The organism is Collimonas sp. NPDC087041, assembly GCF_044745265.1.
Lineage (GTDB): Bacteria > Pseudomonadota > Gammaproteobacteria > Burkholderiales > Burkholderiaceae_D > Collimonas.
Genome location: NZ_JBIUZX010000009.1, coordinates 18657 through 45650 on the forward strand (window position 1 = coordinate 18657; position 26994 = coordinate 45650).

11 protein-coding genes are annotated in these 26994 nt (G+C 61.5%); 10 read left to right on the top strand and 1 reads right to left on the bottom strand.

Features of this window, described 5'->3' with window-relative positions; genetic code table 11:
- Positions 1-35: 35 nt before the first annotated feature.
- The 6 genes from ACIPF8_RS16585 to ACIPF8_RS16610 all read left to right on the top strand — a co-directional run bounded on the left by ACIPF8_RS16585 (position 36) and on the right by ACIPF8_RS16610 (position 6179).
- The gene (locus ACIPF8_RS16585; protein ID WP_061533281.1) at positions 36-296 is read left to right on the top strand and encodes an MbtH family NRPS accessory protein; all 261 of its coding nucleotides are present in this window, start codon (positions 36-38) and stop codon (positions 294-296) included.
- Between the two features lie 67 nt (positions 297-363).
- Entirely contained in the window at positions 364-1386 is a 1023-nt protein-coding gene (locus tag ACIPF8_RS16590) for a TauD/TfdA family dioxygenase (RefSeq protein WP_400423075.1), read from the top strand.
- Positions 1383-2219 carry an ABC transporter ATP-binding protein gene (locus ACIPF8_RS16595; protein WP_400423078.1) on the top strand — a complete coding sequence of 279 codons (837 nt, stop codon included), beginning with the start codon at positions 1383-1385 and terminating at the stop codon, positions 2217-2219. The genes ACIPF8_RS16590 and ACIPF8_RS16595 overlap by 4 nt, the downstream gene beginning before the upstream one ends.
- Positions 2216-4330, top strand: a complete 2115-nt coding sequence (fhuB, locus tag ACIPF8_RS16600; protein ID WP_400423080.1) for a Fe(3+)-hydroxamate ABC transporter permease FhuB — start codon at positions 2216-2218, stop codon at positions 4328-4330. The genes ACIPF8_RS16595 and fhuB overlap by 4 nt, the downstream gene beginning before the upstream one ends.
- 5 nt (positions 4331-4335) lie before the next feature.
- A complete protein-coding gene (fhuF, locus tag ACIPF8_RS16605) occupies positions 4336-5157 on the top strand; it encodes a siderophore-iron reductase FhuF (RefSeq protein ID WP_400423444.1) in 822 nt (273 codons plus the stop codon).
- Positions 5158-5192: 35 nt separating this feature from the next.
- A complete protein-coding gene (locus tag ACIPF8_RS16610; protein ID WP_400423083.1) occupies positions 5193-6179 on the top strand; it encodes an ABC transporter substrate-binding protein in 987 nt (328 codons plus the stop codon).
- Positions 6180-6300: 121 nt separating this feature from the next.
- Here ACIPF8_RS16610 and ACIPF8_RS16615 read toward each other — a convergent pair whose 3' ends face one another.
- On the bottom strand, positions 6301-8064 hold the full coding sequence (locus tag ACIPF8_RS16615) for a cyclic peptide export ABC transporter (protein ID WP_400423086.1): 1764 nt from the start codon (positions 8062-8064) through the stop codon (positions 6301-6303).
- 326 nt (positions 8065-8390) lie between these two features.
- Between ACIPF8_RS16615 and ACIPF8_RS16620 the strand changes: the two genes are divergently transcribed.
- The 4 genes from ACIPF8_RS16620 (at position 8391) to ACIPF8_RS16635 (ending at position 26976) form a co-directional block, all read left to right on the top strand.
- The gene (locus ACIPF8_RS16620) at positions 8391-18068 is read left to right on the top strand and encodes an amino acid adenylation domain-containing protein (RefSeq protein WP_400423089.1); all 9678 of its coding nucleotides are present in this window, start codon (positions 8391-8393) and stop codon (positions 18066-18068) included.
- Positions 18069-18078: 10 nt separating this feature from the next.
- Entirely contained in the window at positions 18079-23097 is a 5019-nt protein-coding gene (locus ACIPF8_RS16625; protein WP_400423091.1) for an amino acid adenylation domain-containing protein, read from the top strand.
- A gap of 92 nt (positions 23098-23189) precedes the next feature.
- On the top strand, positions 23190-24575 hold the full coding sequence (locus ACIPF8_RS16630; RefSeq protein WP_400423094.1) for a lysine N(6)-hydroxylase/L-ornithine N(5)-oxygenase family protein: 1386 nt from the start codon (positions 23190-23192) through the stop codon (positions 24573-24575).
- Positions 24576-24768: 193 nt separating this feature from the next.
- Complete coding sequence (locus ACIPF8_RS16635) at positions 24769-26976, top strand: TonB-dependent siderophore receptor (protein ID WP_400423097.1); 2208 nt, start codon at positions 24769-24771, stop codon at positions 26974-26976.
- The last annotated feature ends 18 nt before the right edge of the window (positions 26977-26994 follow it).

A 26994-nucleotide genomic window follows, 5' to 3' on the forward strand; every position in this document is an offset into this window, starting at 1 on the left:
CGTTTTTTTGAACGCATTTCGAGCGAGCTCCCACCATGACACAAGCACAGAATATTCCTGACACCATTGCCAAAGAAGCGGACGGCGATGTTTACACCGTCGTGATCAACGACGAAGAGCAGTATTCGATCTGGCCGACGTTTCGCGCCGTGCCGGCCGGTTGGCGCGAGGTAGGAGTAAGCGGCCCGAAGGCAGTCTGCCTGGCGCACATCGAATCGGTCTGGACCGACATGCGGCCGGCCAGCTTGCGTCGCCATATGGATGGCGCTGCTGCGCCGAAGGCGCAAGTATCGTAATTTGCCGGGGCCGGGGTCGAGGTCCGGCCCCGGCCCCGGTTGCACTGTTTCTGCAAGAGGATTTCGTATGACTACACTTTCCATGCCGCAGCTCACGCTTGATGATCTGCGGATCGAGCCGGGCTTGCCGACTATCGTCGCGCCGAAAGCCGGAGTGGATATTTCATTGGAAGAGGCGGCGCCGCTATTGCGGGCGCTTGCCGACGACACCCTGGAAAAGGCCGGTGGCATGTTGTTTACCGGCTTTCGCGCGGCGCCGGTGGAAGCGTTCCAGCGCTTTGCCGCGTCCTTCGGCCATCCGCTGATCGGTTACGAATTCGCATCGACTCCGCGTAGCCAGGTGGAGGGCGCCGTATACACCTCGACCGAATATCCGCCGCATCGCTCGATTCCGCTGCATAACGAACAATCGTATACGCGAGAATGGCCGTTGCGCATCTGGTTCCAGTGCGTGCTTGCCGCACGTTCCGGCGGCGCCACGCCGATCGCCAACAGCCGCGCGATTTATCAGGCGCTTGATCCGGCGCTGATTGCGCGCTTTACCAAACGCGAACTGCTCTACGTGCGCAACTTTGGGCAGGGCCTTGATTTACCGTGGGAGCAGACCTTCGGCTCAAGCGACCCGCTTGTGGTTGAGCGTTATTGCGCCGCGCGCGGCATTGACTGCTTATGGCGCGACGGCGAGGGCGGCGAGTTGTTGTTGCGTACGCGCGAACGCTGCCAGGCAGTCGCAAGCCATCCGCGCACCGGCGACATGGTCTGGTTCAATCAGCTCAATCTGTTTCATCTGTCTGCGCTGGACGAGGATATGCAGGAGACGCTGGTCGATACAGTCGGTTTTGAGAATGTGCCGCGCAATGTCTTTTATGGCGACGGCGAACCAATCGAGGCCTCGGCGCTGGCTGAAATTCGTGGTGTGCTCGACCGCCAGCGCATCGTTTTCCCATGGGTCGACGGCGACGTGCTGATGCTGGATAACATGCTGACGGCGCATGCCCGCGATCCGTTCGAAGGGCCGCGCAAGGTGGTGGTGGCGATGGCGCAAAGCTATAGCGAACCGAACGCCGGTCAGCGGCTGACGGCGCCATGATGAAAGCGGTAGGAGCGGCGCTGTTGGCGCGCTCGTTGACGGTCGCTTATCGTGAACAAGTGGTGCTTGACCAGCTGGACCTGAGCATCAAGGCCGGACGAATCACTGCCTTGTGCGGTCCCAATGGTTGCGGCAAAAGCACCTTGTTGCGCACGCTTGCCGGGTTACAGCCGTTTCGTAGTGGTCAAGTGGAGGTGAATGGCGCCGCGCTGGGCTCTTACCGGCGGCGCGACCTTGCACGGGCGCTGACGATGCTGGCGCAATTCAATCAAATTCCTGCAGGATTGACGGTGCGCGAGCTGGTCGCCTATGGACGCTACGCATATGGGGGATGGCTGCGTGGATTGACGCGTACCGACCAGGTGGCGATCGACGAAGCACTGGACGCCAGCGGATTGGCCGATTATGCCGGTCGTGACGTGGCTGCCTTGTCGGGCGGCGAACGGCAGCGCGTGTGGATTGCCATGGCGCTGGCCCAGCAGGCGCCCATCGTGCTGCTTGATGAGCCGACCACCTATCTCGATATCCATCATCAACTCGACATCCTGTACGAACTGCGTCGCCTGAACCAGGAGCGCGGGCTGACGATCGTATGGGTATTGCATGACCTGAACCAGGCTGCCGCCTTCAGCGACGAGATGGTGCTGATGCGCGCCGGCCGCATTGTTGCACATGGCTCGCCAGATGCGATGCTTGAGCCGCACTATCTGAACCAGACCTTCGATGTGCCGATGCTGAAGATCGCCCACCCGCAGACGGGCGCGCCGATGTGCGTGCCTGCCTATCAAGGAGCGATCGATCCGGCCCGGGCCGGCAAGGACCTCGCGGCATGAGTGTATCGGCAGTATTCCGCTCGTCGCGCCCGCCTGGTCCTGGGGCGCTGCTCAGCAGCCGGCAGGCGCCGATGAAGAGCAGGGTGGCTGTCATTGCGGCGGCGCTGATCGTGTTGATCATCGTTACAGCGGCAATTCGTCTTGCTCCCGGCGTGCAATTCTGGCTGGCGGCGTCCGCGCAGGGCGGCGACGCCGCCATGCTGAGCCGTATCTTGTTGTTCGACTTGAGTATGCCGCGGGTAGCGGCGGCGCTGGTCGCCGGCGCTTGTCTCGCGGTAGCGGGGACGCTGTTCCAGGCTATCACGCGCAACCCGCTGGCCTCGCCCGATCTGCTCGGCATCACCGGCGGCGCCCAACTGGGCCTGCTTGCCGCCATGATTGTGCCGGCACTGGCCGGGGTGGCGTCGGTGCCGTTGTTGTTTGGTTGCGGCCTGGCTGCTGCGCTATGCGTGGTGGCAGCGGCGGGTTGGCGCGCGACGCCGTTACGTCTGGTGCTGGCCGGCAGCGTGTGCATGTTGCTGTTTTCGGCGATTAGTACGCTGGTGCTGGCGTTTTTCGAGCAAAGCATAGCCGGCGCTGCGCTTTGGGCCAGCGGTAGCCTCTACCAACCAGGGGCGAGCGGGCTGAAGACCGCCATGGGTTGGCTGTTGCTGCCGTTGCTGGCGTTGCCATTCGTGATCCGCCCGCTCAATCCGCTGGTTCTCGGCGATGATGCCGCTACCGCTGCCGGAGTGCGAATCGACGCCGCGCGCAGCGTAGCGATGGTGGTCGCAGTCGGCTTTGCGAGCGTTGCGGTGAGCATTGCAGGGCCATTGTCGTATGTAGGTTTGATCGCACCGAATTTGCTGCGCCAGATACGCGGCGCAAAATCCTCGAAGCTGGGGGCGTTGGTGCCGTTGTCGGCATTGGTGGGCGGCGCGCTGGTGCTGGTGACCGATAGCGCCGTGCTGGCGCTGGACTTGGACGCCACATTGTCGACCGGGGTAGCGATTGCGTTAGTTGGCACGCCGCTGATGCTGGCAATGATCCGCAGCGGTGCAGCATGGGCTGGCGCCATGGGGAAGGAACAGGAGCCGCCGGCGTCGGCAGCGCGAACGCGCAGGATGTTGGCGCTGGCCGCGCTGCCATGGCCGGTGATCGCTGGCGCTTTGCTGCTGGGCAGCGCCGCACTGTTGTTTGTCGGCGCTTCGCTGGGGGCGAGGATGATTGATCCGGTTAGCTGGCTTGCGGCCTTGGATGGTCGCGACGAGGTAACGCGGATGCTGCTTGACCTGCGTGTGCCGCGCTTGCTGTGTGCACTGCTGGCTGGCGGCTTGCTGGCCGCCAGTGGGGTGCTGATGCAGAGCATCGTGCGCAATCCGCTGGCCGGGCCAGAAGTGCTGGGCGTGACGCAAGGCGCGGGATTGGCAACATTCATCGCCCTCATTTTCTGGCCCTTCGCTGCCCATTCGACACTTGCTGTCGCCGCGTTGGTCGGCGGCGGCGCTACCCTGATGCTGACCCTGCTGCTGAATCGCCGCCATCGTTACGCGCCGCTGGCCGTGGCATTGACCGGGCTGGTTCTCGGCACCCTGTGGACTACCTTGTCGCAGTGGCTGATCACGCAGCAGAGCGTACAGCCGGCGCGATTCGTGGTCTGGCTGGTTGGCGGCACCTACGGTCGAAGCTGGGGTGAAGTGATGACGCTGTTGCCTTGGTGTTTGCTGGCGTTGCCCGTGCTTGCCTTTCTGGCGAAACCGCTCGATCTGCTTGCACTCGGCGACGAACAAGCCGCAAGTCTTGGCTTGCCGATCGCCGTATTAAGGCCGCTGGTGTTGACGGTTGCCACGCTTGCCGCGTGTGCGGCGGTGGCGGCGGTGGGGCCGGTCAGCTTTATCGGCTTGATGGCGCCGCATCTGGCTGCAATGCTCGGCGCTCGCAGCCATCGTACACGCTTGTGGCTGGCGGCTGCCTGCGGCGCCTTGCTGTTGGCGTTAGCCGATATCGCCGCTCGCACGCTGCTGGCGCCGCGCGAGATTCCGGCCGGCGTGCTGACCGCCATGATCGGCGCGCCTTATCTGCTGGCGTTGCTGATCATGCAGGTTCAGCGGGAGAAAAGAGGGGGGCGGTAATGGACATGCAGCTACCGGCCGGATTGCATATGCAAGCACCTGCGCATTGCATGGCGGCGGTGGCGCCGGAATCGATGGCGCCTCATCTTGAACATGTCTGGCTTGGCGGCCCTGCCGAAAATCAGGGTGCATCGGTGGCCGGCGACAATGCGGAAGACACACTTTGTATTCCGCTGACGCAGCTTGGTGCACATCGGGCTGATCTGCTGGACGCCATGGCGCTGCAGTATGGTGGCGACGCCAATATCCATGCGCCCGCACTCCTGTCGCAATGGAGCAAATACTATTTCTGGCTGGCGGCGCCAGCCGGCGTCGCTGCGATATTGTTGCGCCGTCCACTCGATATGGCGCCGGCGCGCACCCGGCTAGTGCTACGCGGCGGAATGCCGGTTGCGCTTCACTTCGCCACCGGCGCGCTGCAGCCAGTCGAAGCGGACTGTTCACGTTGCTACTCGCCGCTGCTGGGACATCTGCAGGCAGTGATCGAGATGCTGGCAGACATGACGCGGATTGCGCCACGAGTATTCTGGAGCAATGCCGGCAACCTGCTAGATTATCTGGCCGGCCAATGTGCGACATTGCCGGGCGCCGCAGACGATATGGCGCGCCTGTTCCAGTCGACCACCGTCGATGGCGAATCCAATCCTTTACGCATGCCGGTGCGTCATGTCCAGCCTCGTACGACGCTATTGCCCAACCCGTTTCGCGCGCGCCGCGTATGCTGCATGCGCAATCAGATTCCAGGAGAGATACATTTGTGTGGAAGCTGTCCATTACTGCTGACGATGCCCGACGACGAGTTGGCGCTGCAGGACTCGTTACGATGAGGACCGGCGTGCGGCGGTTTCGCGCGGTGACGATCATGGCATGTGCCGTCTTGTCCTGTTATGTTGCACACGCCGCACACGCTGCGGATACCTCCAGCCGCACTGTTGGCGTTGCCTCTTGCGGCCCTCTGGCCAGTAACCCCACCGTGTCGCAATTTCATCCAACGATGCCGAAACGGCCGCAGCGCATTGTCGTGCTCGAATTCATGTTCGGCGAAGACCTGGCTGCGCTGGGCATGACGCCGGCCGGCATGGCCGACGCCGCCAGTTATGCCGGATGGTTTGACTATGACAAACAACGCCTGGCGCGCGTGCCGGATGTCGGTACACGCCAGGAGCCTAGCTTCGAAGCGATTGCGGCGCTGCAGCCGGACCTGATTCTCGGTGTCGGACTGCGGCATGCATCGATATTCGCGGCGCTGGACCGAATCGCGCCAACCGTGCTGTTCCAGTACAGTCCCGATCTGGAAAAGAGCGGCGTATCGCTGACACAGTTCGACTGGACCCGCAAAATATTCCAGACTATCGCTTGCCTTACCGGGCGTGAAGAACTGGCGCGGCAGGTCGAAGCCAGAGTCGACGCCGGACTGGCGCGCAATGCGCAGCGGATTGCTCAGGCAGGCCGCAGCGGAGAGCAGGTCGCCTGGCTGCAGGAACTGGGGTTGACCGATCGTTACTGGGCTTTCACCGGCAACAGTATGGTGGGCGGCGTGGCGAATGCGTTGGGCTTGCGGCTTGGCTATGCCGAGCCGACGCGCGAGGGAACCACATATGTGACATCGGAGGATCTGCTCAAGAAGCCCGATCTAGCCGTGTTGTTTGTCAGCGCCACCGGACCTGAGGTACCGCTCGCCACCAAGCTCGATTCGCCAATCTGGCCTTTTGTCCCTGCGCGACGGGCTGACCGGGTGGCGTTGGTCGAGCGCAATCTCTGGGTGTTTGGCGGGCCGATGTCGGCATTGCGCCTGGCCGATACGATGACCGACAAATTGCTGGCATTGCCGCTGCCGCTTAAACGTTGATGGCAGCGTTGATAGCGGCGCAGCTATTTTCTAAATAGCTGCCATCCCAATATTTCACTTGCATTGTCCGAAGCAGGAACCGCAACCCATTTCTGGGTGCGGTTCCTGGCCGGTTTCATGTTCAGCCTTCGGTGCCGTTGGCTGCAGCAGCGAATAATGGCGCCGGTGCAAGCTGCGCGCCATGCGTTTCGCTGATGATGCTGCCATTGTCGAGTTTCAGCACGCGATCGGCGAGCGGGAAATAGCGGTCGTCGTGGGTGATCACCAGGACCGTCTTGCCGCGCGCGCACAATTCCGGCAGCAATTGTTCATAGAACACCGCCTTGAATGCGGGATCCTGATCGGCTGCCCATTCGTCGAACAGATAGAACGGCCGATCCTCCAGGTAGGCCACTACTAAAGCCAGGCGTTTGCGTTGACCGGTGGAGAGAGCCCGGGTAGAGAATGCACCGTTGACCACCTGCACCTTGTGATCCAGCGCCAGCTTGGCGACCAGCGCATTGGCCCGTGCGTCGGCTTGTGCGCGTGACGGATCGTTAGGATCAATGATGCCAAGCAGTGCATCGAACAGATGAAAGTCATTGAACACTGCGGTGAAGCGCTCGCGGTAAGCGGCGCGCTCGGCAGAGCCAATGGGCTGGCCATCCACTTCGATCACGCCGTCTTCCGGCTCGTAGAGTCCGGTAAGCACTTTAGCCAACGTGGTCTTGCCGCTACCGTTGCCGCCGACCAGGAATACCAGTTCGCCCGGCTTGAAGGTCAGGTTGATCGGTCCGACGCTGAACATCCGCTCGTCGCGTTCGTGGAAATACGAGTGGGTGACATCGCGCAAGGTCAGTGTCTTGAACGGTGCATGCGATGCACTTTCGCTCGGTACAGCCAGGGTACGCAGGTTGCCGAACTCTTCCATCACTTTTTCGATTCGGTCCAGCGATACCCGAGCCGCATTCAGGGTTGGCACGTTATTGAGCAGGCCGTCGAGCGGAAGCAACATGAACAAGAAGACAACAATATAGCCCGAGGCAGCCGCCGGATCGGCGTGTACACCTAGCGTCGGCCAGAATGCTGCGGCGCCGAGGAAGACATAAAACAGGAAGACGATCCAGCCGACGCCGACCGCATAGGCACTGAAGGCGCGCCGGCGATGATCGCGTACCTCGCCGATGGCGGCGCCAAGCTGGCCGTCCAGGAACTGGCGCGCGCGCGCCTGGTGCAGCTTGAGTTCCTTGGCGCCGGTGAACAATGCACCGAGATAGCCGAACAGCTTGTCTTGCGACTGGCCGGCCGCTTCCAGCGAGGCAATCGCGCGCTTGTCGCCGGTGTGATATCCGATCGAGCCAACCACGATGGCCGTCAGCGCGAGCAGGCAGACCGGCCATGACAGCCAGGCCAGATAGCCCAGGCAGCCGAATACGATAGAACCGTGCATCACGATGTTGGGCAACGCAAAAAACAGCATCGAGACATTGGTGGCGTCGTCGGTCAGCACCGATTGCACGGGGGCGGCGCCAATTCTTTCGACATCGCGCAACTCGGCCGCGGCGACGCGCTTGGCGACATGCTCGCGCAGTTGCGCCATGGTGTCTTGCGAAAGCCGCGCGAACAGCACGCCGGTAATGACGCGGGTGACCAGCGCTATCACTGCGCAGAGGCCGAAACGCAGGGCCAGCTCGCCGTCAGCAGCCGCTGACCCGGAGAGTGCGCGATTCAGGGTCGCCACCAGCAGCACGCTGGCAATACCGTTCAGTACACAGGCAGTCAAGGCAATGGCGAGTGCGCCGCGCGAGCGTTTCAGCAGCGCCAGGATAAGGCGCATGGCCGGCTTGGCCGGGGCGGAATTAGAGGGGGCGGGCGGGGAAGCGTAAGGCTGGTTGGCAGCGGTCATCGGCAGTCAATCGTTTGGGGTTGTAAAAAAAGGACGCGGTTGAGCGGACTTCGGCTCTTATCACTGATGACGAATGACTGCCCCAAATCTTTAGGCCGTTTTTAGTTCGTTGCCGCCATTGGGAAGAAAAAGAGGAAAAAACAACTTTCTGACGGAATTGACTAAAGATTCCGACGCCTGGTTCGTCAATCCAGCAAAGAGGCCTTACTTGCGGCCGGACTTGTCGTGGCGCTTCGCCACTGCAGGCGCTTGATGCGCGGTCCGGCAAAAAACCGCCGCTGCGGCTTCATCGTTGACAAAGCATTACACAAAAGGATTTTATGCCTATGACGCGCTTTCCGATCGCATTGCACCACCAAATCCGTGCGCAGGCACGTCTTGACCCCGATGCGCCGGCGTTGGCGTCTTTCTCGCCGCACGCCGTGCGGATGTCGCGCGGCGATTTGGATCGGCGCGCTGCGCGGCTTGCAGCTAGATTGCGGGCATCTGGTGTATCGACCGAGGTGCGGGTTGGTGTGTGTGTCGAGCGTTCTTGCGACTTATTTGTGGCATTGCTAGCTGTATTGAGGGCAGGTGGCGTGTTCGTCGCGCTGGATCCTCGCCATCCGGCCGCGCGCCTTGACTGGATAGTCCAGGACGCCGGGCTTGCCCATGGCATCGTTGACGCGACGGCCGATGCCGCCATGCGGGCGCGATTCTCGCACTGTTTTGTGGTTGGCAATGAAGAGATGGATGCCGGTAGCGATTTGTACCTGGACGAGGGGGATGCGCCGGTACATCCGCACAGCGCTGCTTACATGATTTATACATCCGGTTCTACCGGCACGCCGAAGGCGGTAGTGGTTGAGCATGGACCGCTTGCCGTGCACTGCGATGCGTTGAATGCTTCGCTGCCTATCGACCCCAGCGATCGATTGCTGCATTTCGCATCGGTGAATTTCGATGTGTCGATAGAGGCGTGGCTGGCGCCGTTGTCAATTGGCGCCAGCGTCGTGATCAGCGATCCGCCGCCGTTCCCGCCCGAAACTGCGCGCCAGGTCATGGAACGGGAGGGTGTCACCAATACGACGCTGCCACCGGCATATCTGCGTGAATTTGCCCTGGCGTGTGAACGCTCCGGCGTGCCATCGGCGTTGCGCGTGCTGCTGTTCGGTGGCGAGGCGATGTCGCAGGATACTTTCGAAGAAATTCGACGCGTGTTTCCGGCAATTCGCCTGGTGAATGGTTACGGGCCTACTGAAGCGATCATTTCGCCAATGCTGTGGCCGGTCGATCCTGCCGACGTGCCGCTCCTTGAACAAGGCAACGGGTATACATCGTTACCGATCGGCTGGCCGATCGGGCCGCGGATCGCCAGGATAGATGAGGTTGCGGCTGGGGCAGAAGGCGAGCTGTTGCTTGGCGGGCTATGTCTGGCGCGCGGTTACCACGGGCGGCCAGCGCTCACCGCAGAACGTTTCCTGCCGGATCCGAGTGGCGCGCCAGGTAGCCGTATCTATTGCACCGGCGACCTGGCGCGGGAGCGCCCGGACGGCTCCTTTGACTATCTAGGTCGTATCGACGACCAGGTGCAGGTCCGCGGCGTGCGGGTGGAGCCCGGCGAGATCGCCGCCTGCCTGCTGGCGCATCCGGACATCGCCGACGCGGCTGTGCTGGCGGAGCCGGTGAGCGGACGCACGCAACTGATCGCGTGCGTGGTACTGAGTGCGGCGCTGGACGATCAGCAACTGAAAGAATACCTGGCGCAACACCTGCCGCCGGCCTGGCTGCCGCACCGTTTTGTGCGTCTTGAGCGTCTGGCTTACACACTCAACGGTAAACTGGACAAGGCCTCGCTGCGCGCTGCCGTGGCCGCGCAACCGCATGCGATTGGTGAAGGCCACATCGCGCCGGAAACAGCCGTCGAGCGCAACCTGGCGGAATTGTGGCAACGGCTGCTGAACGATCCAGCACCTATCGGCCGCGAAGACCGCTTCTTTGCACGTGGCGGCGATTCGCTCGCGGCGATGCAGATGCAGGTAGCAATCCGGGTCGAATGGCGCGTCAACCTGCGGCTGGATGTGCTGTTCGATAATCCTTCGCTTGCTGAGCTGGCGTTGCTTATCGAGCGCAGCGATATCGAAACGCAGGCGTATCGCATTCCGGCGCAACGCGGCTTGCTGAGCAACGGCGGCGCTTCCTATGTTGACTATCCCGTCTCCTACGCGCAGCAGCGTTTCTGGGTGCTGGCGCAGACCCGCGACGCCGGAGCCGCCTATCATATCGCCGTGGATTGGGATGTGAGCGGCGTTCTGCAACTTGATGTGCTGCAGCGTGCGCTCGATCACGTGATGGAAAGGCATCAGGCCTGGCGCACTACGCTGGTCGAAAATGATGATGGCATCGTGATGCAGCGGATTCATGCGCGTCTTCCTGTGCCCATCGTTCATATCGATTTAAGTTCAAACGACGTCGCTGAGCGCACACAAAAATTGGCCGATCTAGCGGAAAACCAGGTGACGGCAGGCTTCGATTTGTCCAATGGTCCGCTGGTGCGAGCAACACTGGTGACACTTGGCGATGCCGCGCAGCGCCTGATGCTGACCACCCATCATGCCGTCAGCGACGGCTGGAGTTCGCGTTGCGCATTCCAGGAGTTGACTGCAGCCTATACGGCGTTTGTCAGCGGCGATGAGGTTGCCTTGCCCGCATTGCCGATTCAATATGCCGATTACGCCCAATGGCAGCGCGACACGCTGGCAGCAGGCGAGGGCGAGCGTCAGCTCGGCTATTGGCGTAACGCATTGCGCGACGCGCCGCCGCCGCTGGCGCTGCCACTTGACCGTCCGCGCAGCGCCGAACGCGATTATCGCGGCGGCCGCGTCGTGTTGCGTCTTTCGGAGGAAATTTCAGGTGCGGTGCGCGAACTCGCTCGGCGCGCGCGCACGTCGCCATTTGCGGTGCTGCTGGCGGCATTTGACGCCTGGTTGTATCGCTTGACCGGAACCGCCGACATCGTGGTCGCCGTGCCGACAGCGCATCGACAGTATGCAGAAACGATGCCGTTGCTCGGCCTGTTCCTGAATACCTTGGCATTGCGCGCGCACGTGACGCCGAAACAGCCGTTTTCGGCGCTGTTGGATGCGGTACGGGCAACCGCGTTGGATGCGTTTTCATGCCAGGATGTGCCGTTTGATCAGGTCGTCGATGCCGCGAAACCGCCGGTGCGGCGCGGCGACGAATGGCTCAGGGTCAAATTCGCACAACAATTCGATCTCGCATTAACTGCCGATCTGCCAGGCGCTACGGTTCGCATGTCGCCGGGCCTGGACCTTGCGGCGCGTTTCGATCTGGCCCTGGATTTTACCGACGATCCGCGCGGCATCGAACTGATTGCTGCCTATGCGCTGGATGGCATTGATGCAGGCACGGCGCAGGCTTGGCTGCACAGTTACGCTGCGCTGGTCACCGATGCGGTAAGCGATCCGACTCGGAAAATTGTCGATTTGGATTGTGCAGAGAGTGCTGATGTCAACGCCGCACGGCATGGCCGCGCGTTGTCGCCGGCATTCAATAGCGTGCTGGCGCAGTTTGCGCAGCATGTCGGTGAAACGCCGCACCGGATTGCATTGGCGGACGCCGATACACAACTGACGTTCGCCGAACTGGACGACGCTTCGGATCGCGTCGCATTGGCGTTACAGCAACATGGGGCAGCAGCAGAGCGGCCAATCGCCATCTGCATCGAGCGCTCCGTGCATTTTGTCGTGGCGTTGCTCGCCGTGCTCAAATCCGGATCGTACGCTGTGCCGCTCGATCCAGCGCTGCCGGCAGAGCGCCTGGCCAGCGCGATCAATGCCTGTCAGTCGCAGCGGGTATTAGTTGCCCGCCGAGCTGATGATGTCTCTCACATCGGTGGCGCACAAGCGCTTGGGCTGGATGAGTTGGCGCAAACGCCGTGCGCGATGAGCGGTGCCGCCAGACGGTTGCCGCCGATGCCGGAACAGGCGGCTTATCTGGTCTATACCTCCGGTTCCAGCGGCAGCCCCAAGGGCGTGACGGTTTCCCATCGGGCGCTGGCAGATTATGTGCAGGGGATGCTGGATGAACTGTCCTTCTCCGCCGAAGCGTCGATGGCGATGGTTTCCACGGTAGGCGCTGATCTGGGTCATACGACTTTATTCGGCGCATTGTGCTCCGGACGCACGCTGCACTTGTTGCCGGCCGAATGCGCATTCGATCCGGACCGTTTTGCCCATGAAATGCGCACACGCAAGGTCGGTGTGCTGAAAATCGTCCCAAGCCATCTGCACGCACTGCTCGATGCGCAACAGCCGGCTAACGTGTTGCCAGCGCATGCCATCGTGCTGGGCGGCGAAGCATTGCCTTGGGCGCTGGTTGCACGCATTGAGGCGCTCAAGCCGGGCTGCCGCGTGATCAATCATTATGGCCCAACGGAAGCAACGGTTGGCGCCTTGGCATGCGATACATCGGCACCAGCACAGGCCGGCCTGCGTGCAGAAATGTCGTCATCGGCGCGGAGCGTACCGCTCGGCAGTCCGTTGCCGAATGCGCATGCTTATGTGTTTGACGCACACGGCGCCAGCGTACCGAGCGGCGCGGTCGGCGAACTGTATCTCGGCGGCCCTGGCGTTGCGCGCGGCTATCTTGGGCAAGCGGCGATGACCGCCGAACGATTCGTGCCGCATCCCTTCGCGCCGGGCGAACGTCTGTACCGCACCGGCGATCGGGTGCGGCTGCGTGCCGATCAGCGCCTGGATTTCCTGGGGCGCATTGACGACCAGGTAAAAATCCGCGGCTATCGGGTCGAGCCTGGCGAGGTCAGTGCAGTGTTGCGCGGGCTGCAAAGCGTGGCCCAGGCGGAAACGGTGGCGGTCGAGCAAGAAGGACGCTTGCGCCTGGCTGCATTTGTGACGCCACGCCTCGGCGCAAAACTTGACGTTGCGTCGGTGCGCGCAGCATTGGCGGCGCGTTTGCCGGACTACATGGTGCCGGCGCAGTTGATCTTGCTGGATGTCCTGCCGGTGACACCTAATGGCAAGGTTGATCGCCAGGCATTAAGGACATTAGCGGTCGCGCCCGCGCCTGCCGAAGCAGCAGGCGATGCGCCAAGCGGCGCCGTCGAAGAAACCCTGGCGGCGGTCTGGAAAGAAGTGTTAAAAGCCGGAACGATCGGGCGTGAAGACAATTTCTTCGAACTGGGTGGCGATTCGATCCTGGTGCTGCAGGTGATCGCCAGGTCACGCAAGCGCGGTGTCCGTTTCACGCCGAAGCAGTTGTTCGATGGCCCGACAATTCGACAACTGGGGCAGGTCGCCACCGTGACTGAAAATGCTGCGCCGACGCAGCAAGCGAAGCCAACTGAGTTCGGAAAACCGGAGGGTGTTGAGAAATTGATATTGACGCCAGCCCAGCTACGCTTTTTCTCGTTAGACATTCCGCGGCGCGGCCACTGGAACCAATCGGTCAGGTTCGATCTGCACGAGCCGTTTGATCTTGACGCTTTCGCCCGCGCATTTGAGGGATTGCTCTCGCATCACGAGATATTCAAGCAACGCTTTGCCAAAGATGACACAGGATCATGGCTTATCAGCAGGGCTGCGCAGGCCTTCGATACTTTGCCATTGGCGGTCGCCGCAGTACTTGATGAGGGCGACGCACTGGCACAATTTAATGCGCTGCAGAGCACGCTCGACCTGGAGCACGGCCCGCTGGCCTGCGCCTTTGCCGCAACCTTGGCCGACGGCCGGACACTGGTCTACCTGGCGATTCATCACGTAATCGTCGACGGCGTTTCCTGGCGCGTGCTGCTGGAAGATCTTGATGCGGCATATCGGGCTGCGCGTGAACGCCGCAGCATGCGTTTTCAGACGACGGGAAGCAGTGCGCAGGAATGGGCCGCGCGGCTTGCCGGCGCAGCTGTCGATGCGGGTTCACCGTTCCTGGCTGAGTTGCCGTATTGGGCATCGCTGGCAACGCAGCACGATGATTTGCCGCTGGATCACCCGCACGCGTCGGCGACCAACGCCGATGCAGAAGTGGTGATGCAAGCACTGGATGCAGAACTGACGCGCGCCGCGTTGACCGAGGCGAATGCGGCATATCGTACGCAAATGATCGACCTGCTGGCTGCGGCGCTGGCGCAAGCCATCGGCGCACACGCCGGAACCGCATCGTGCCGCCTTGAACTGGAAGGACACGGCCGCGAAGCGCTGTTTGACGATCTCGATGTTAGCCGTACGCCTGGCTGGCTGACCAGCCACTACCCGGTTTCCTTCACGGTCGGAGATACAGGCGTCGCGACACTCTGTGCTGCCAAAGATGCGTTGCGTGTAGTGCCGAACAAGGGGCTCGGTTTCGGCGTATTGAGCCATTATGGCGATACATCGACGCGCGCTGCGCTTGCCGAAGTACCGCGTCCGCGGGTGACATTTAACTATTTGGGACAGTTCGACGCGCCGCGCGATGCGGCACTGGTGCCCAGCTTCGGCGGTGCCGGGCAAGAGCGCGATCCTGCCGGCCCGCTCGGCAATGCGCTGGCCATACATGCCTATATCGATGCGGACGGTCCGCGCACCTTGAAGGTGCACTGGGTTTACGGCAAGACACAATTCGAACGTGCGACGATCGAAGCCTTGGCCCAGCGCTTTGAAGCAGCGCTTGCCGACATGACGACAGCCTGTGCCGCACGCCTGGCGCGGAGCGGAGCTTGCGCCACACTCGCCGACTATCCGCTGGCACGCGTTGCGGGCTTCACACAAGCTGCGTTGGAACGTTTGCCGTTGGACCTGCGTACGATCGAAGATGCGTATCCTTTGTCGCCGATGCAACAGGGCATCCTGTTCCAGTCATTGCTTGCGCCTGAGCAGGCCACCTATGTCAATCAATTGGTCGCCACGTTGATTGCACCGGATGTGGCGCGCCTGCGTGCCGCTTTCGAAGCAACGGTGGCGCGGCATGACATATTGCGAACCGGATTTACGCCGGACGAAGCGATACCGGTGCAGATTGTCCATCGTCAGGCAAAAATGCCGGTTGAAATCCTCGATTGGCGCGGGCAGCAAGAGGTAGTTGAAACCGCATTCAATGCATGGCTCACCGCCGATCGGGTACGCAGTTTCGACCTAGCTGCACCACCGCTGATGCGCGTGGCGCTGATTCGCTTCAAGGAAGACGAATGGCGTCTGGTCTGGACCCGGCATCATCTGTTGCTCGATGGTTGGAGTACGGCACGATTCTTTGCCGAGGTGCTGCGCGACTATATCGAGCCACAACGTCCCCAGCTGTTTGCCGCTGCGCCGAAAACACGCTACCGCGATTTCATCGCGTGGCTCGGCGCGCGCGATATTGGCGCCGAGCGCGCTTTCTGGCTACAGCGCCTTGCGCATCTTGAACAACCGACATGCGTTGCCGCGATAGCCGGTCCAGATTTCGCAAGCGACACTCAAGCAGGAAATCGTGTTTGGCGCGCACAATTTGCAGCCGAGGTGACGCAGCGCATGAACGACACCGCGCGTCGTCTGAAAGTGACGCTCAACACGCTGGTGCAAGGCGCCTGGGCGCTGGCGCTACAGCGCATGACGAACCAGGCAACGGTAGCGTTCGGCGCTACGGTAGCAGGCCGCCCCGATGCGTTGCCGGATGCCGATACTGTGCTGGGGCTGTTCATCAATACCTTGCCGGTCATAACGACTCCTGCGCCTGGAGTTTCGGCCGTGACGTGGCTGCATCAGCTGCAAAGCGACAACGCAGCTGCCGCCGAACACGCGCATACGCCGCTGTCTGAAATCCAGCAATGGGCGGGGCACGGTGGCGCACTGTTCGATACGTTGCTGGTGTTCGAGAACTATCCGGTCGATGAAGCCTGGCAAGGACGTGACGAGCGCGCGCTCAGGATGCGCGACCTGCGCAATATTGAAGCCACCGATTTTGCCTTGACGCTGGTGATAGAGGCAGGAGCGACCCTGACGATTGACTACGGCTACGATGCGGCGCGCATCGACCAGGCTCGCGTCGTCGAGTTGCATCAGGCATTTGCCGCTGCTGTCGCCGGTTTCCTCGCGCTGCCGGAGGCGGCGCTTGGTGCGCTGTCTGTGATCGCTGCAGGTGATCTTGTCGCCCTGGAACAACATAACGCCACAGCGCAGGAGTGGCCTGATCGGCAGCAGTTGGCGTTGCATCGGCAATTCGAATGCGCCGTCCGCGAAACGCCTGAGTCGATAGCGCTGGAATTCGTTGACGGTCTGCACGTGCAGACGATGACTTACCGCGAGCTCGATGAACGCGCAAATCGCGTCGCTGCCGCACTCGTGGCAGCTGGTGTACAGCCCGACACGGCCGTTGCGCTGTGCGTTGAGCGTTCTTTCGATATGGTGGTGGCGCTGATGGCCGTGCTCAAGTCCGGCGCAGCCTATCTGCCCGTGGATCCGGATTATCCCGCCGAGCGCATCGCTTACATGCTCAACGATGCACAACCCGCAGTGGTGATTACGCAAACGCATCTGCGCCAGCGGGTTCACGCTGCGGTGGAGCGCCCAGGGACATGCATCCTGACCGTGGATGAGTTGATGCAAGGCGGAAAAAAGCTGGTACAGCCAATTGATGTCACGGCAGAGCAGCTGGCGTATCTGATCTATACATCCGGTTCTACCGGCAAGCCGAAGGGCGCCGGCAATACGCACCGCGCGCTGGCCAACCGGATTGCGTGGATGCAGTCCGCCTACCAGTTGCAACGCGATGACGTGGTGCTGCACAAGACGCCGTTCGGCTTTGACGTATCGGTCTGGGAATTCGTCTGGCCGCTTGCAGTCGGCGCCAAACTGGCGATTGCAGCGCCGGGCGATCATCGCGATCCGGCCCGGCTGGTCTTGGCGATCGACACACATAAAGTGACGACTTTGCATTTCGTGCCTTCGATGTTGGCAGCCTTTGTGGCTTATCTGGACGATTTCAAGGCTGCAGCACGTTGCGCCAGCATCGAACGGATAGTCGCCAGCGGCGAAGCATTGGCGCCGGAACTGGTGGCGCGGGTTGCTCGCTTGTTGCCGAATGCGCAATTGGTCAATTTGTACGGTCCGACCGAGGCTGCCATCGACGTTTCGCATTGGACCTGCACGGCAGCCGATGGACGCGCGGTTTCGGTACCGATCGGCCATCCCATCGCCAACCTCCAGTTGCATGTGCTGGATATCGCGCTGCAGCCGACGCCGCAAGGCGGAGTGGGCGAACTGTATCTGGGCGGTGTCGGCCTTGCCCGCGGCTACCTGGGGCGGCCTGGATTGACAGCAGAACGCTTTGTACCAGATCCGTTTGTGCCGGGCGCCCGCCTGTACCGCACCGGCGACCTGGCGCGACGCCGAACCGATGGCGCGCTCGATTACCTTGGCCGCATCGACACCCAGGTGAAGTTGCGCGGCCAGCGCATTGAACTAGGTGAAATCGAAGCCTTGCTGCGGATCGCGCCCGGTGTGCGCGACGCTGTCGTGATCGTACGCGAAGAACAATTGGTGGCTTACGTGGCGCGCGCACCGGAAACGGCGCTTGATCAGGAAATGCTGTTGGAGATGCTGCGCGCGCAGTTGCCTGCTTATATGGTGCCGGCGCAGATCATCGAACTGGACGCGCTGCCCGTGACACCTAACGGGAAGTGCGATCGCAATGCCTTACCTGTTCCTGTACGCCAGAAAAAGATCGCGGTTGCCTTGCGCACCGATACCGAGCGCTCGCTTGCCGCCATCTGGCAGCGCGTGCTGCGCCTGGATGCCGTTGATCGCGACGACGATTTCTTTATGCGCGGCGGCCACTCGCTGCTGGCGATCCAGGCCAACGCCCAGGTCAATTTGCACTGGGGCCTGATGCTGCCGCTGCGCACGCTATTCGACGAACGCACGCTGGAACGCTGTGCGGCCTTGATCGACCAGACGCTTGCAGAGCGCGGCGCGAACGGTGGAATAGACGCCGCCAGCGCGATTGATGCCTTGCTGGGCGAACTGGAGATGGAATGAGGATTCACTGATGACGACTGTAAAACCAGATCTGCTTTCGCTGGCAGCCCGTTTCGCGCAATTGCCCGACGCCCAGCGCAAGCTGTTTTTGCAAAAGCTGACTACTGCTGGCATCGATTTCCGCATGCTGCCGATTCCGCCGCGTGCCGAACGTGCGGCAAGTGTGCCCGCTTCGTTCGCTCAGACACGCCTGTGGCTGCACGCGCGCATGATCGACGAGCCGGCTGCATACCACATCACTGAGCGCTTGCAGCTTGATGGCGCGCTCGATGCCAATGCCTTGCGCTTGTCCTGCGATGCCTTGATTGCGCGCCATGAAGCCTTGCGCACAACCTTTGCAGAAAGTGCGGACGGCGTGCAGCAGACCGTACATGCACCGACACGTTGTCCTTGGCGCATGATGGATCTGAGCGACTTGCCGGCAGCGGTACGCACGGCGCAAGCCGAGCAGCTGGCACACAACGACGAAGCGCAGCCATTCGATCTGACGCAGGGGCCATTGATGCGCGCGCATTTGATACGCCTGGATGCGGCAACACATTGGCTGGCCATCACCATGCACCACATCGTCGCCGATGGCTGGTCGGTCGATGTCATGCTGGCCGAACTGAGTTCGCTGTATCGCTCGTACGCAATGAAAGAAACGGTCGCGCTGGCGCCGCTGCCAATCCAGTATGCCGATTACGCCTTGTGGCAACGCCGCTGGCTCGATGCCGGTGAGCGCGAATCGCAGCTTGAATACTGGCGCGGCCAGCTGGATGCCAACCGCGATGTGTTGATGCTGCCTGGCGCCGCACCGCGGCCGGCACAGCGCAGTGCGCGCGGCGCGCGTCACATGTTCCGGATTGATGCCCAACTGGCGCAGCGTATCCGTGCGCTGGCCAATACGCGCCGGGCAACGCCGTTCGCCGTGTTGCTGGCAACATTGAATGCATTGCTGGCACGTGCCTCCGGCGAAACGCATATCCAGATCGGCGTGCCGTCGGCCAACCGCGAGCGTGCTGAAACCGTCGGCTTGATTGGTTTCTTTGTCAATACCTTGACGCTCGCCACGCGAATTGGCTACACCCAACCGTTCGCCACGCTGGTGGACCAGGTTCAGAACAATTTAATTGATGCGCAGACGCACCAGGATGTGCCGTTCGAGCAAGTGGTAGAAGCGCTTGGCGTGGTGCGTAGCGCCAGCCACAATCCGCTGTTCCAGGTGATGGCTGCCTACGGCGCACGTCGCCATCTGCCGTCGTTGGCGGACGTGTCGATCACCATGCTGCCATCCGGTACGCCGTTCGCCAAATTCGATCTGACGCTCAACTTTGAAGAACACGACGATGGCGCGATTGATGCCGGTCTGACTTATGCGGCTGACATGTTTGAAGCCGATGCCATCGAACGGCTTGCCGAGCGCTTTGTCACTTTGCTGTCGAATGCCGTGGCAGTACCTGAAACGGCGGTGTGCGATCTGCAGTGGCTGCCGGCGATCGAGCGTGCGCAGCTGGAAGCCTGGAATCACAATCAACCGCTTCGACAGGATGCTTTCAAAGCGGTGCATGAGCATATTGCCGAGCATGCCCGCGTGCGGCCGGATGCGCGTGGCATCGCCGACATGCAGCGTGCCTTGACTCGCGGCGAAGTCGACGAGCGCGCGACCCGGCTGGCGCAGCGCCTGATTGCGGCGGGAGTCAGCGCGGAGATGCGGGTTGGTGTCGCACTTGGCCGATCGGTCGATCTGTTGATTGGCCTGATCGCGGTACTGAAGTCGGGCGGCGCCTTTGTCCCGCTCGATCCGGCCCATCCTCGGGATCGCCTGGCGCAGATTCTCGGCGATGCCGGCATCACCCACGTGATTACCGAACAGCAGAGTCTGCCGGCGTTGCCGCAATCGCCGGCCCTGCGCGTCTGGCTGGTGGATGAGGATGGCGCGGGCAGGGATGATCGCGCAACCGCGTCGATTACGTTGCCCGCTGTGGCGCCGACACAGGCTGCTTATGTGATCTACACCTCCGGATCGACAGGAAAACCGAAAGGCGTGGTCGTCGACCATGCTTCGTTTTCCCGGCATTGCGCGGCCATCGCCGAACGCTACGGCGCCGGCGAAGACGATGTTTTCCTGTTGTTCCAGTCGGTGAATTTCGATGGCGCGCACGAAGGCTGGTTTTCCCAATACATGTCAGGTGCAGCAGTGGCGGTGGCCGCCGACACGCTCTGGCCGCCGGCGCAGACCTGCAAGATGATGGTGCGCGAAGGCGTCACCATGACTTATGTGCCGCCGGGTTGCGCGGCGCAGCTGGCCGAGTGGGCATTGATGCACGGCGCGCCGCCTACCTTGCGCTCGCTGACGGTGGGCGGCGAGGCGACATCACGCGAGGCGTTTTCCCTGATGCGACGGGCTTTTCCGAATGTGCGGATCGTTAATGGTTACGGGCCGACCGAAACCGTCATTACGCCGATGCTGTGGATGTTCTATCCCGATGACGATGGCGCCAAGCTGGCCGACAGCGCCTATCTGCCGATCGGCACGCTGGTTGGCGCGCGCACCGCGCATGTGCTTGACGCCCGTCTCAATCCATTGCCGGTTGGGGTGATCGGCGAGCTGTACCTGGGTGGCGAAGGCGTCGGCGTGGCGCGTGGTTACCTTGACCGTCCGGCACTTACCGCCGAACGCTTCGTGCCCGATCCGTTTGGTGCGCCGGGAGCGCGCTTGTACTGCACCGGCGACCTGGTCAAGCGGCGCGCCGATGGCGTATTCGATTTCATCGGTCGCGTCGACCATCAGGTGAAGTTGCGCGGCTTGCGCATTGAGCTGGGTGAGATCGAGGCCCAGCTGGCGGCGCACGAGGATGTACGCGAAGCAGTGGCGATCGTGTACGGCAAGGGAGCGCAGGCGGCGCTGGTTGCCTATGTCGAGTTGAGCGCAGAGGCACGGCAGCGCCAGGCGCCGGCGGATGCTGCTGAACTGGACGCGCACCTGCGTCACACCTTGCCCGATTACATGGTGCCGGCGCACATCGTCATACTCGATGCACTGCCGCGCAATACGAATAGCAAAGTCGATCGCGGCGCGTTGCCGGAACCCAAACGGGTGGAGCGTGTGTACGAATCGCCGATGGCCGGTGTCGAAACTGCGCTCGCCCAAATCTGGCGCGAAGTTCTGGGCACTGAACGGGTAGGTCGCGTCGACCATTTCTTTGAACTGGGTGGTCATTCGCTGGCTGCGGTGCGCGTGGCAACCAGGGTGGCCGAACGGCTGGCCCGCGATGTGCCGGTGCGTGCACTGTTTGAGGCGCCAACCCTGGCGCAGTACGCGCAACGCGTGGTCGCTTCCATGCATATGGAGCCGTTATGTGAAAGCGGCGCTGCCGACACCGATGCTGTCGCCTTTGTCGCCGACGCCGATGGCGTATTACCGTTATCTCCGCCTCAATTGGCCTTGTGGTTCCTGTGGCGCACACAACCGGCAAGCGCTGCCTACAACATCCCGCTGGCATTGCGCCTGAGCGGCGTGCTCGACCTCGATGCGTTGCGTGAAGCATTTTCCCTGGCCGCGGCCCGTCATCCTGCCTTGCGCACGCGGCTGGTCGAGCGTACCGGTGAACTGCCGGGGCAACGCATCGCGTCGCACTGCCCGTTAGCGTTGCCACTTGTCGACCTGTCTGGCGAAGGCAACGCTGCAGCTAAGGAGAGGGCGGTTGCCCTGACTGACGAAGATGCGCTCACTCCATTCAACCTGCTGGGCGAAACGCCGCTCTGGCGGGTGCGTCTGCTGCGGCTGGCCGAACGGGAGCATGTGCTGTCGCTGGTGATCCATCACATCGTGTCGGACGGCCATTCGATTGACCTGTGGCTGGACGACATCCGCACGACTTACGTCGCACTGGTTTCAGGTTCTGCGGTTGCGCGCGTGCCGCCAAACGTCATACCTGATCTGCCGTTGTTGCCCGCCGCTGCGCCGGCTTCACGTCTCGGGTTTTGGCGCAATGCGCTTGCCGATTTGCCAACCAATGTGCTGCCGCCGCCACCGTCAGGTCGAGCGACGGAGCCACGCTGGGTGGCGGGGCGGATTGCCTTTGAACTCGACGAGGAATTGCTGCGACGTGCACGCAGCATGGCGTTCGAGGCGCACGCGACCTTGCCGATGCTGCTGCATGCGGCGCTCAATGTTGCGTTCTATCGTGCGACCGGAGCGACGGACCAGCCGGTAGGGGTGTTGGCGTCAACCCGCGAGTTGACAGGCGATGCTGCCCGTCGTGCATTGGGTCTGTTCATCAACGCTGTGGTGGTGCGTACCCGTCTCAATCGGGCCGATTCGCCGGCCGCGGTTCTCGCCACCGTGCGTGACGCCGCGCTTGCTGCTTATGGTCATGCAGATACGCCGTTTGCCGATGTAGTCGCCGCAATGCGCACTCCACGTGAGGCGATCGGCAATCCGCTATTTCAGGTGATGTTCAACTATATGCGTCCAAGCGGCACGACCGGTCGTGAGTGGGGTGGCCTTGCATTCAGCGATTTCAACGATGTTCGACATCGGGTGGTGTTTGAACTGGAACTGGACATCGTCGAGCATCCTGACGGTCGTGTGACTGGAGCTTTTTCTTATGCAAACGAATTGGTGGATAGCGCGTTCGTCGAAGCCCTGACGGCCGATTACACGCAGGTGATCCAGCAATTCGTCGATGCGCCGCATGTCGCGCTTGGTCCTGTTGCTCCCACGAAGATTGAATCCGTACAACGCACGGCAGAAGCGGCCAAAACGGTGGACGCAGGCGAAGTTCAAGCTGAAGCAATACAGTTCGCACAATCTCTGCAAACCGTGTGGGGCGGCCTCTTCAAAGGCAAGCTCCCTGGGTTTCAGGACAACCTGTTTGAAACCGGCGCCACCTCGTTCGACCTTGTTCGTTTCGTCGATGCGGCCCAGGTGGCTGGTTATTCACTGACGATTGTTGGCGTATTCGCCCAACCATATTTCTACGCAATGGGGCAGTGCCTGGCTTCGCAGCGGACTACGGTAATGGAGTTGCCTGATGCCGGTTGAAAGTTGAATGACTCCACGAATATTTCACTCCCAGACATTTTTATCGGTCGGCACGTCTGAGCTGCCGGCCGCCACTAATAAGGAAATTAGACATGCAACGAGATAACGTTTTTGATCTGATTGGTGTCGGCTTTGGGCCGTCGAACCTTGCGCTTGCGGTGCGTCTTGCCGAAGAGCCGGGCGCATCAGGTATCGGGCAGTGTTTCATCGAACGTCAGCCGGAGTTCGGCTGGCATCGCGGCATGCTGCTCGACGATTGCCGGATGCAGATTTCCTTCCTGAAGGATCTGGTGACCTTGCGCGACCCAAAGAGCCGTTTTACGTTCATCAATTATCTGTTCGAGCGTGGCCGGCTGCCTGATTTCGTTAATTTGAAGAGCTTTTATCCGACCCGGTTGGAGTTTCACGACTACTTGAGCTGGGTCGCGCAGGCGTTCGATGAAAAGGTGCATTACGGCGAAACGGTCGTCGGCATCGAACCCGTCGCCGCTGCGGATCGCTCCAGCCAGATTAATGCCTTGCGCGTATTTTCGCGCGATGAGGCAGGGCGCGAATGGCAGCGCGTCACGCGCGCGCTTTCGGTCGGTATCGGCGGTTCGGCGCGGATTCCGGAAGCATTCGCTGCATTGGGTCCACACAACATCATTCACACCTCGAATTACCTGACATCGATCGATCGGGTGGTCGGCCAACCGCAAAGCGGCCCGCGCAAACGGATCGCGGTGATCGGCGCCGGGCAAAGCGCCGCCGAGGTGTTCATTGACCTGACGCGGCGCTATCCGGGAGTCGACGTCAGCCTGGTGATGCGCTCGGGAGCGCTCAAGCCGGCCGACGACAGCCCGTTCGTCAACGAGATTTTCAGCCCGGCGTATACCGATATCGTCTATGCCCAGGCGAAAGATGTCCGACGCTCGCTGATTGATGGCTTCCGCGACACCAACTATGCGGTAGTCGATCGCGTGCTGATCGAACAGATCTACGAAATGCTGTACCTGCAGAATGTCGGCGTTGAGCAGCGCCATCGCCTGCTGGCCAACACGGCGATCGAAACTGCCGTGCGCAGCAGCAACGGCCAGATCGAGCTGACTTTGCGTAACCGCCTCGATGGCCACGCTTGCGCGGAACGATTCGATGCGCTGGTGCTGGCCACCGGTTACGGCCGCGCCACTCATCTTGGCCTGCTTGACGGGCTGGCGCCATATCTCGGCGATGCACTCGCGCAAGGCAATGTCGGGCGCGATTATCGGCTCTCCACCCCGGCGAATTTCAAACCGCGCATTTATCTGCAAGGCTGCTGCGAAGACAGCCATGGCCTGTCCGACACGCTGCTGTCGGTACTGGCGCTGCGCTCAGACGAAATTACGTCGTCGCTGATGCAGGAAGTCAAACAGGAGATCAAGCAAGAAGCAGGAGGCGGCCCGATGCCGGATCAGTTGAAGCGCGCCGTGGAAGGCGGTCGCCTGGCTTCCACTTTGTAACGTGGAAATGTCTCCGGTCGCGCCGGTTGGAAAAATTGCAGTTGGAAGGGGGTAACCAGGGTAGAAAGTAGGCATTCTGAATTTCGAGACATATTTATTAGAAGCCATATGGGTAGCTTGAGGCGGTCAATGACCGCTTCGGGATTTCAAAGAAAGCGGTTAAAAACCGCATCGCAATTGGGAGCAGTAGAAGATGGAATGGATAACAGGCACGCGTCGGCGTGCGATTGTCGTTGCAGTAAGCGTATTGTTTGACGCGACGGCTGTAGGTTATGCGCACGCTCAGCAGGTGGCGCAACCGGCAAACGATGTGCAGAAAAACGGCAAAGCCGGAGCGGACAGTACGCTGCCGGAAATCAATGTCAATGCTGGCTCAGACGATAACGGCACTGTTGGCCTGGTGGCCAAGCGCAGCGCCACCGGCACCAAGACCGACACGCCGCTCAATGAGATTCCGCAGACCATCAACGTGGTGACGGCGGCGCAGATCGAACAGACCGGCGCTGCCAGCGTCAACGATGCGTTGCGCTACGTGCCAGGTTTTTCGACCTACGGTTCGGAAGTTCGCTCGGACTGGTATTCGGTCTTGCGCGGCTTCACACCAACCGTCTACACCGACGGGCTGGCGGTGCCGACCACCATCAATCTGGCCAGCTGGCGCGTCGATCCCTTCATGATCGATAGCATTACCGTGCTGCGCGGTCCAAGCTCGGTGCTTTACGGCCAGGGCGATCCAGGCGCTATCGTCGACGTCCAGACCAAACTCGCCAACGGCGAGCGGATCCGCGAAGTACAGATGCAGCTCGGCGATTACGCCAGGAAGCAAATTGCTTTCGATATCGGCGACAAGATCGATGCTGACGGCAAGCTGTCGTACCGCGTGCTCGGCGTCGGCCGCGACGGCAATTCCTTGACCGGACCGAACGGCGAGCGACGGATTGCTTTTTCGCCATCCATCAAATGGCAGCCGGACGCCAACACGTCGCTGACCGCCGCCTTGACCTACCTGCAAGACCACGGCGACGCTTCCAACAATTTCCTGCCGGCGCAGGGCACCATCTTGCCGAATCCGAATGGCACGATTTCAGAGAACCTGTACACCGGCGATCCGAATTTTTCGCATTACCGCAAGAAGCAATGGTCGGCCGGCTATCAGTTCGAGCACAAATTCGATCCGGTCTGGACGTTCCGCCAGAACCTGCGCCTGATGCACCTGTCACTGGACCAGGGACAGGTGTTCGGCGGTGGACTGGATGACACTGACCCGACCCAGCAATCGCTATTGCGCTACGTCGGCGACTACCAGTTCAACTATAGCCGCTTCGATATCGACAACCAGGCGCAGGCCAAATTCAAGCAGGGTCCATTCGACCATACTGTGTTACTGGGCCTGGAATACAACCGCCAGCGCACCAGCGACACGGAATTCATGGCGCTCGGACCTAGCCTGAACATGTATAACCCGGTCTATGTTCCGATCACGAATGCAATCTTTTCCACGCCGGCGGCCTATGCACCGACCGATACCCGGACCACGCTGAGCATGCTCGGCGCCTACGCTCAGGATCAGATCAAATGGCGGCGCTGGACCTTGACTGTCGGTGGCCGTCAAGACTGGAGTGACACCAAACAGAGCGACCTGGTAGGCGGCACGCAGCTGCAGCAGAACGATCGCGCCTTTTCGGGCCGCGTCGGATTGGTCTACCTGGGCGATTACGGCCTGTCGCCTTACATCAGTTACTCGACCTCGTTCAATCCGGTGATCGGCGTCAGGATGGCCAGCGGCAATCTGGCGGCGCCGACCAAGGGACGCCAGGTGGAAGCCGGGGTGCGCTGGCAGCCGGAAGGCAAGAACCTGACGCTGAACGGTGCGCTGTACCAGATCTACCAGAACAATGTGCTGACGCCTGATCCAACCGATCCGACCGGGACCTTCTCGGTGCAGACCGGGCAGGTACGTTCGCGTGGTCTTGAGTTGAGCGCGGTCGGCAACATCACGCGCGAATTCTCCATCATCTCCGCTTATGTGTATCAGGATGTGAAGAATACCGAAGCCAACGATTCCTCGCTGGGTAAATGGCCGGTCGATATTCCGCGGCCGCGCCAGATGGCGTCGCTGTGGGGCGACTGGACCTGGCACACCGGCGCGCTGGCCGGTTTCGGCCTGGGTGCGGGTATCCGTTACCAGAGCAGCGCGGCAGGGGCGTCTGACAACTCGCTGCTGGTGCCGAGTAATACGGTGTACGACGCCGGCGCGCACTACGACATGCAGAACTGGCGCTTCACGCTGAATGCGACGAACCTGTTCAATCGTCGTTTCGTCAGTGGCTGCCAATCGGTGAATACCTGCTTCTACGGTAATCAGCGCACGGTGGTGGCGTCTGCGAAGTACGTCTGGTAAGTGTCTTGATGAGGCAAC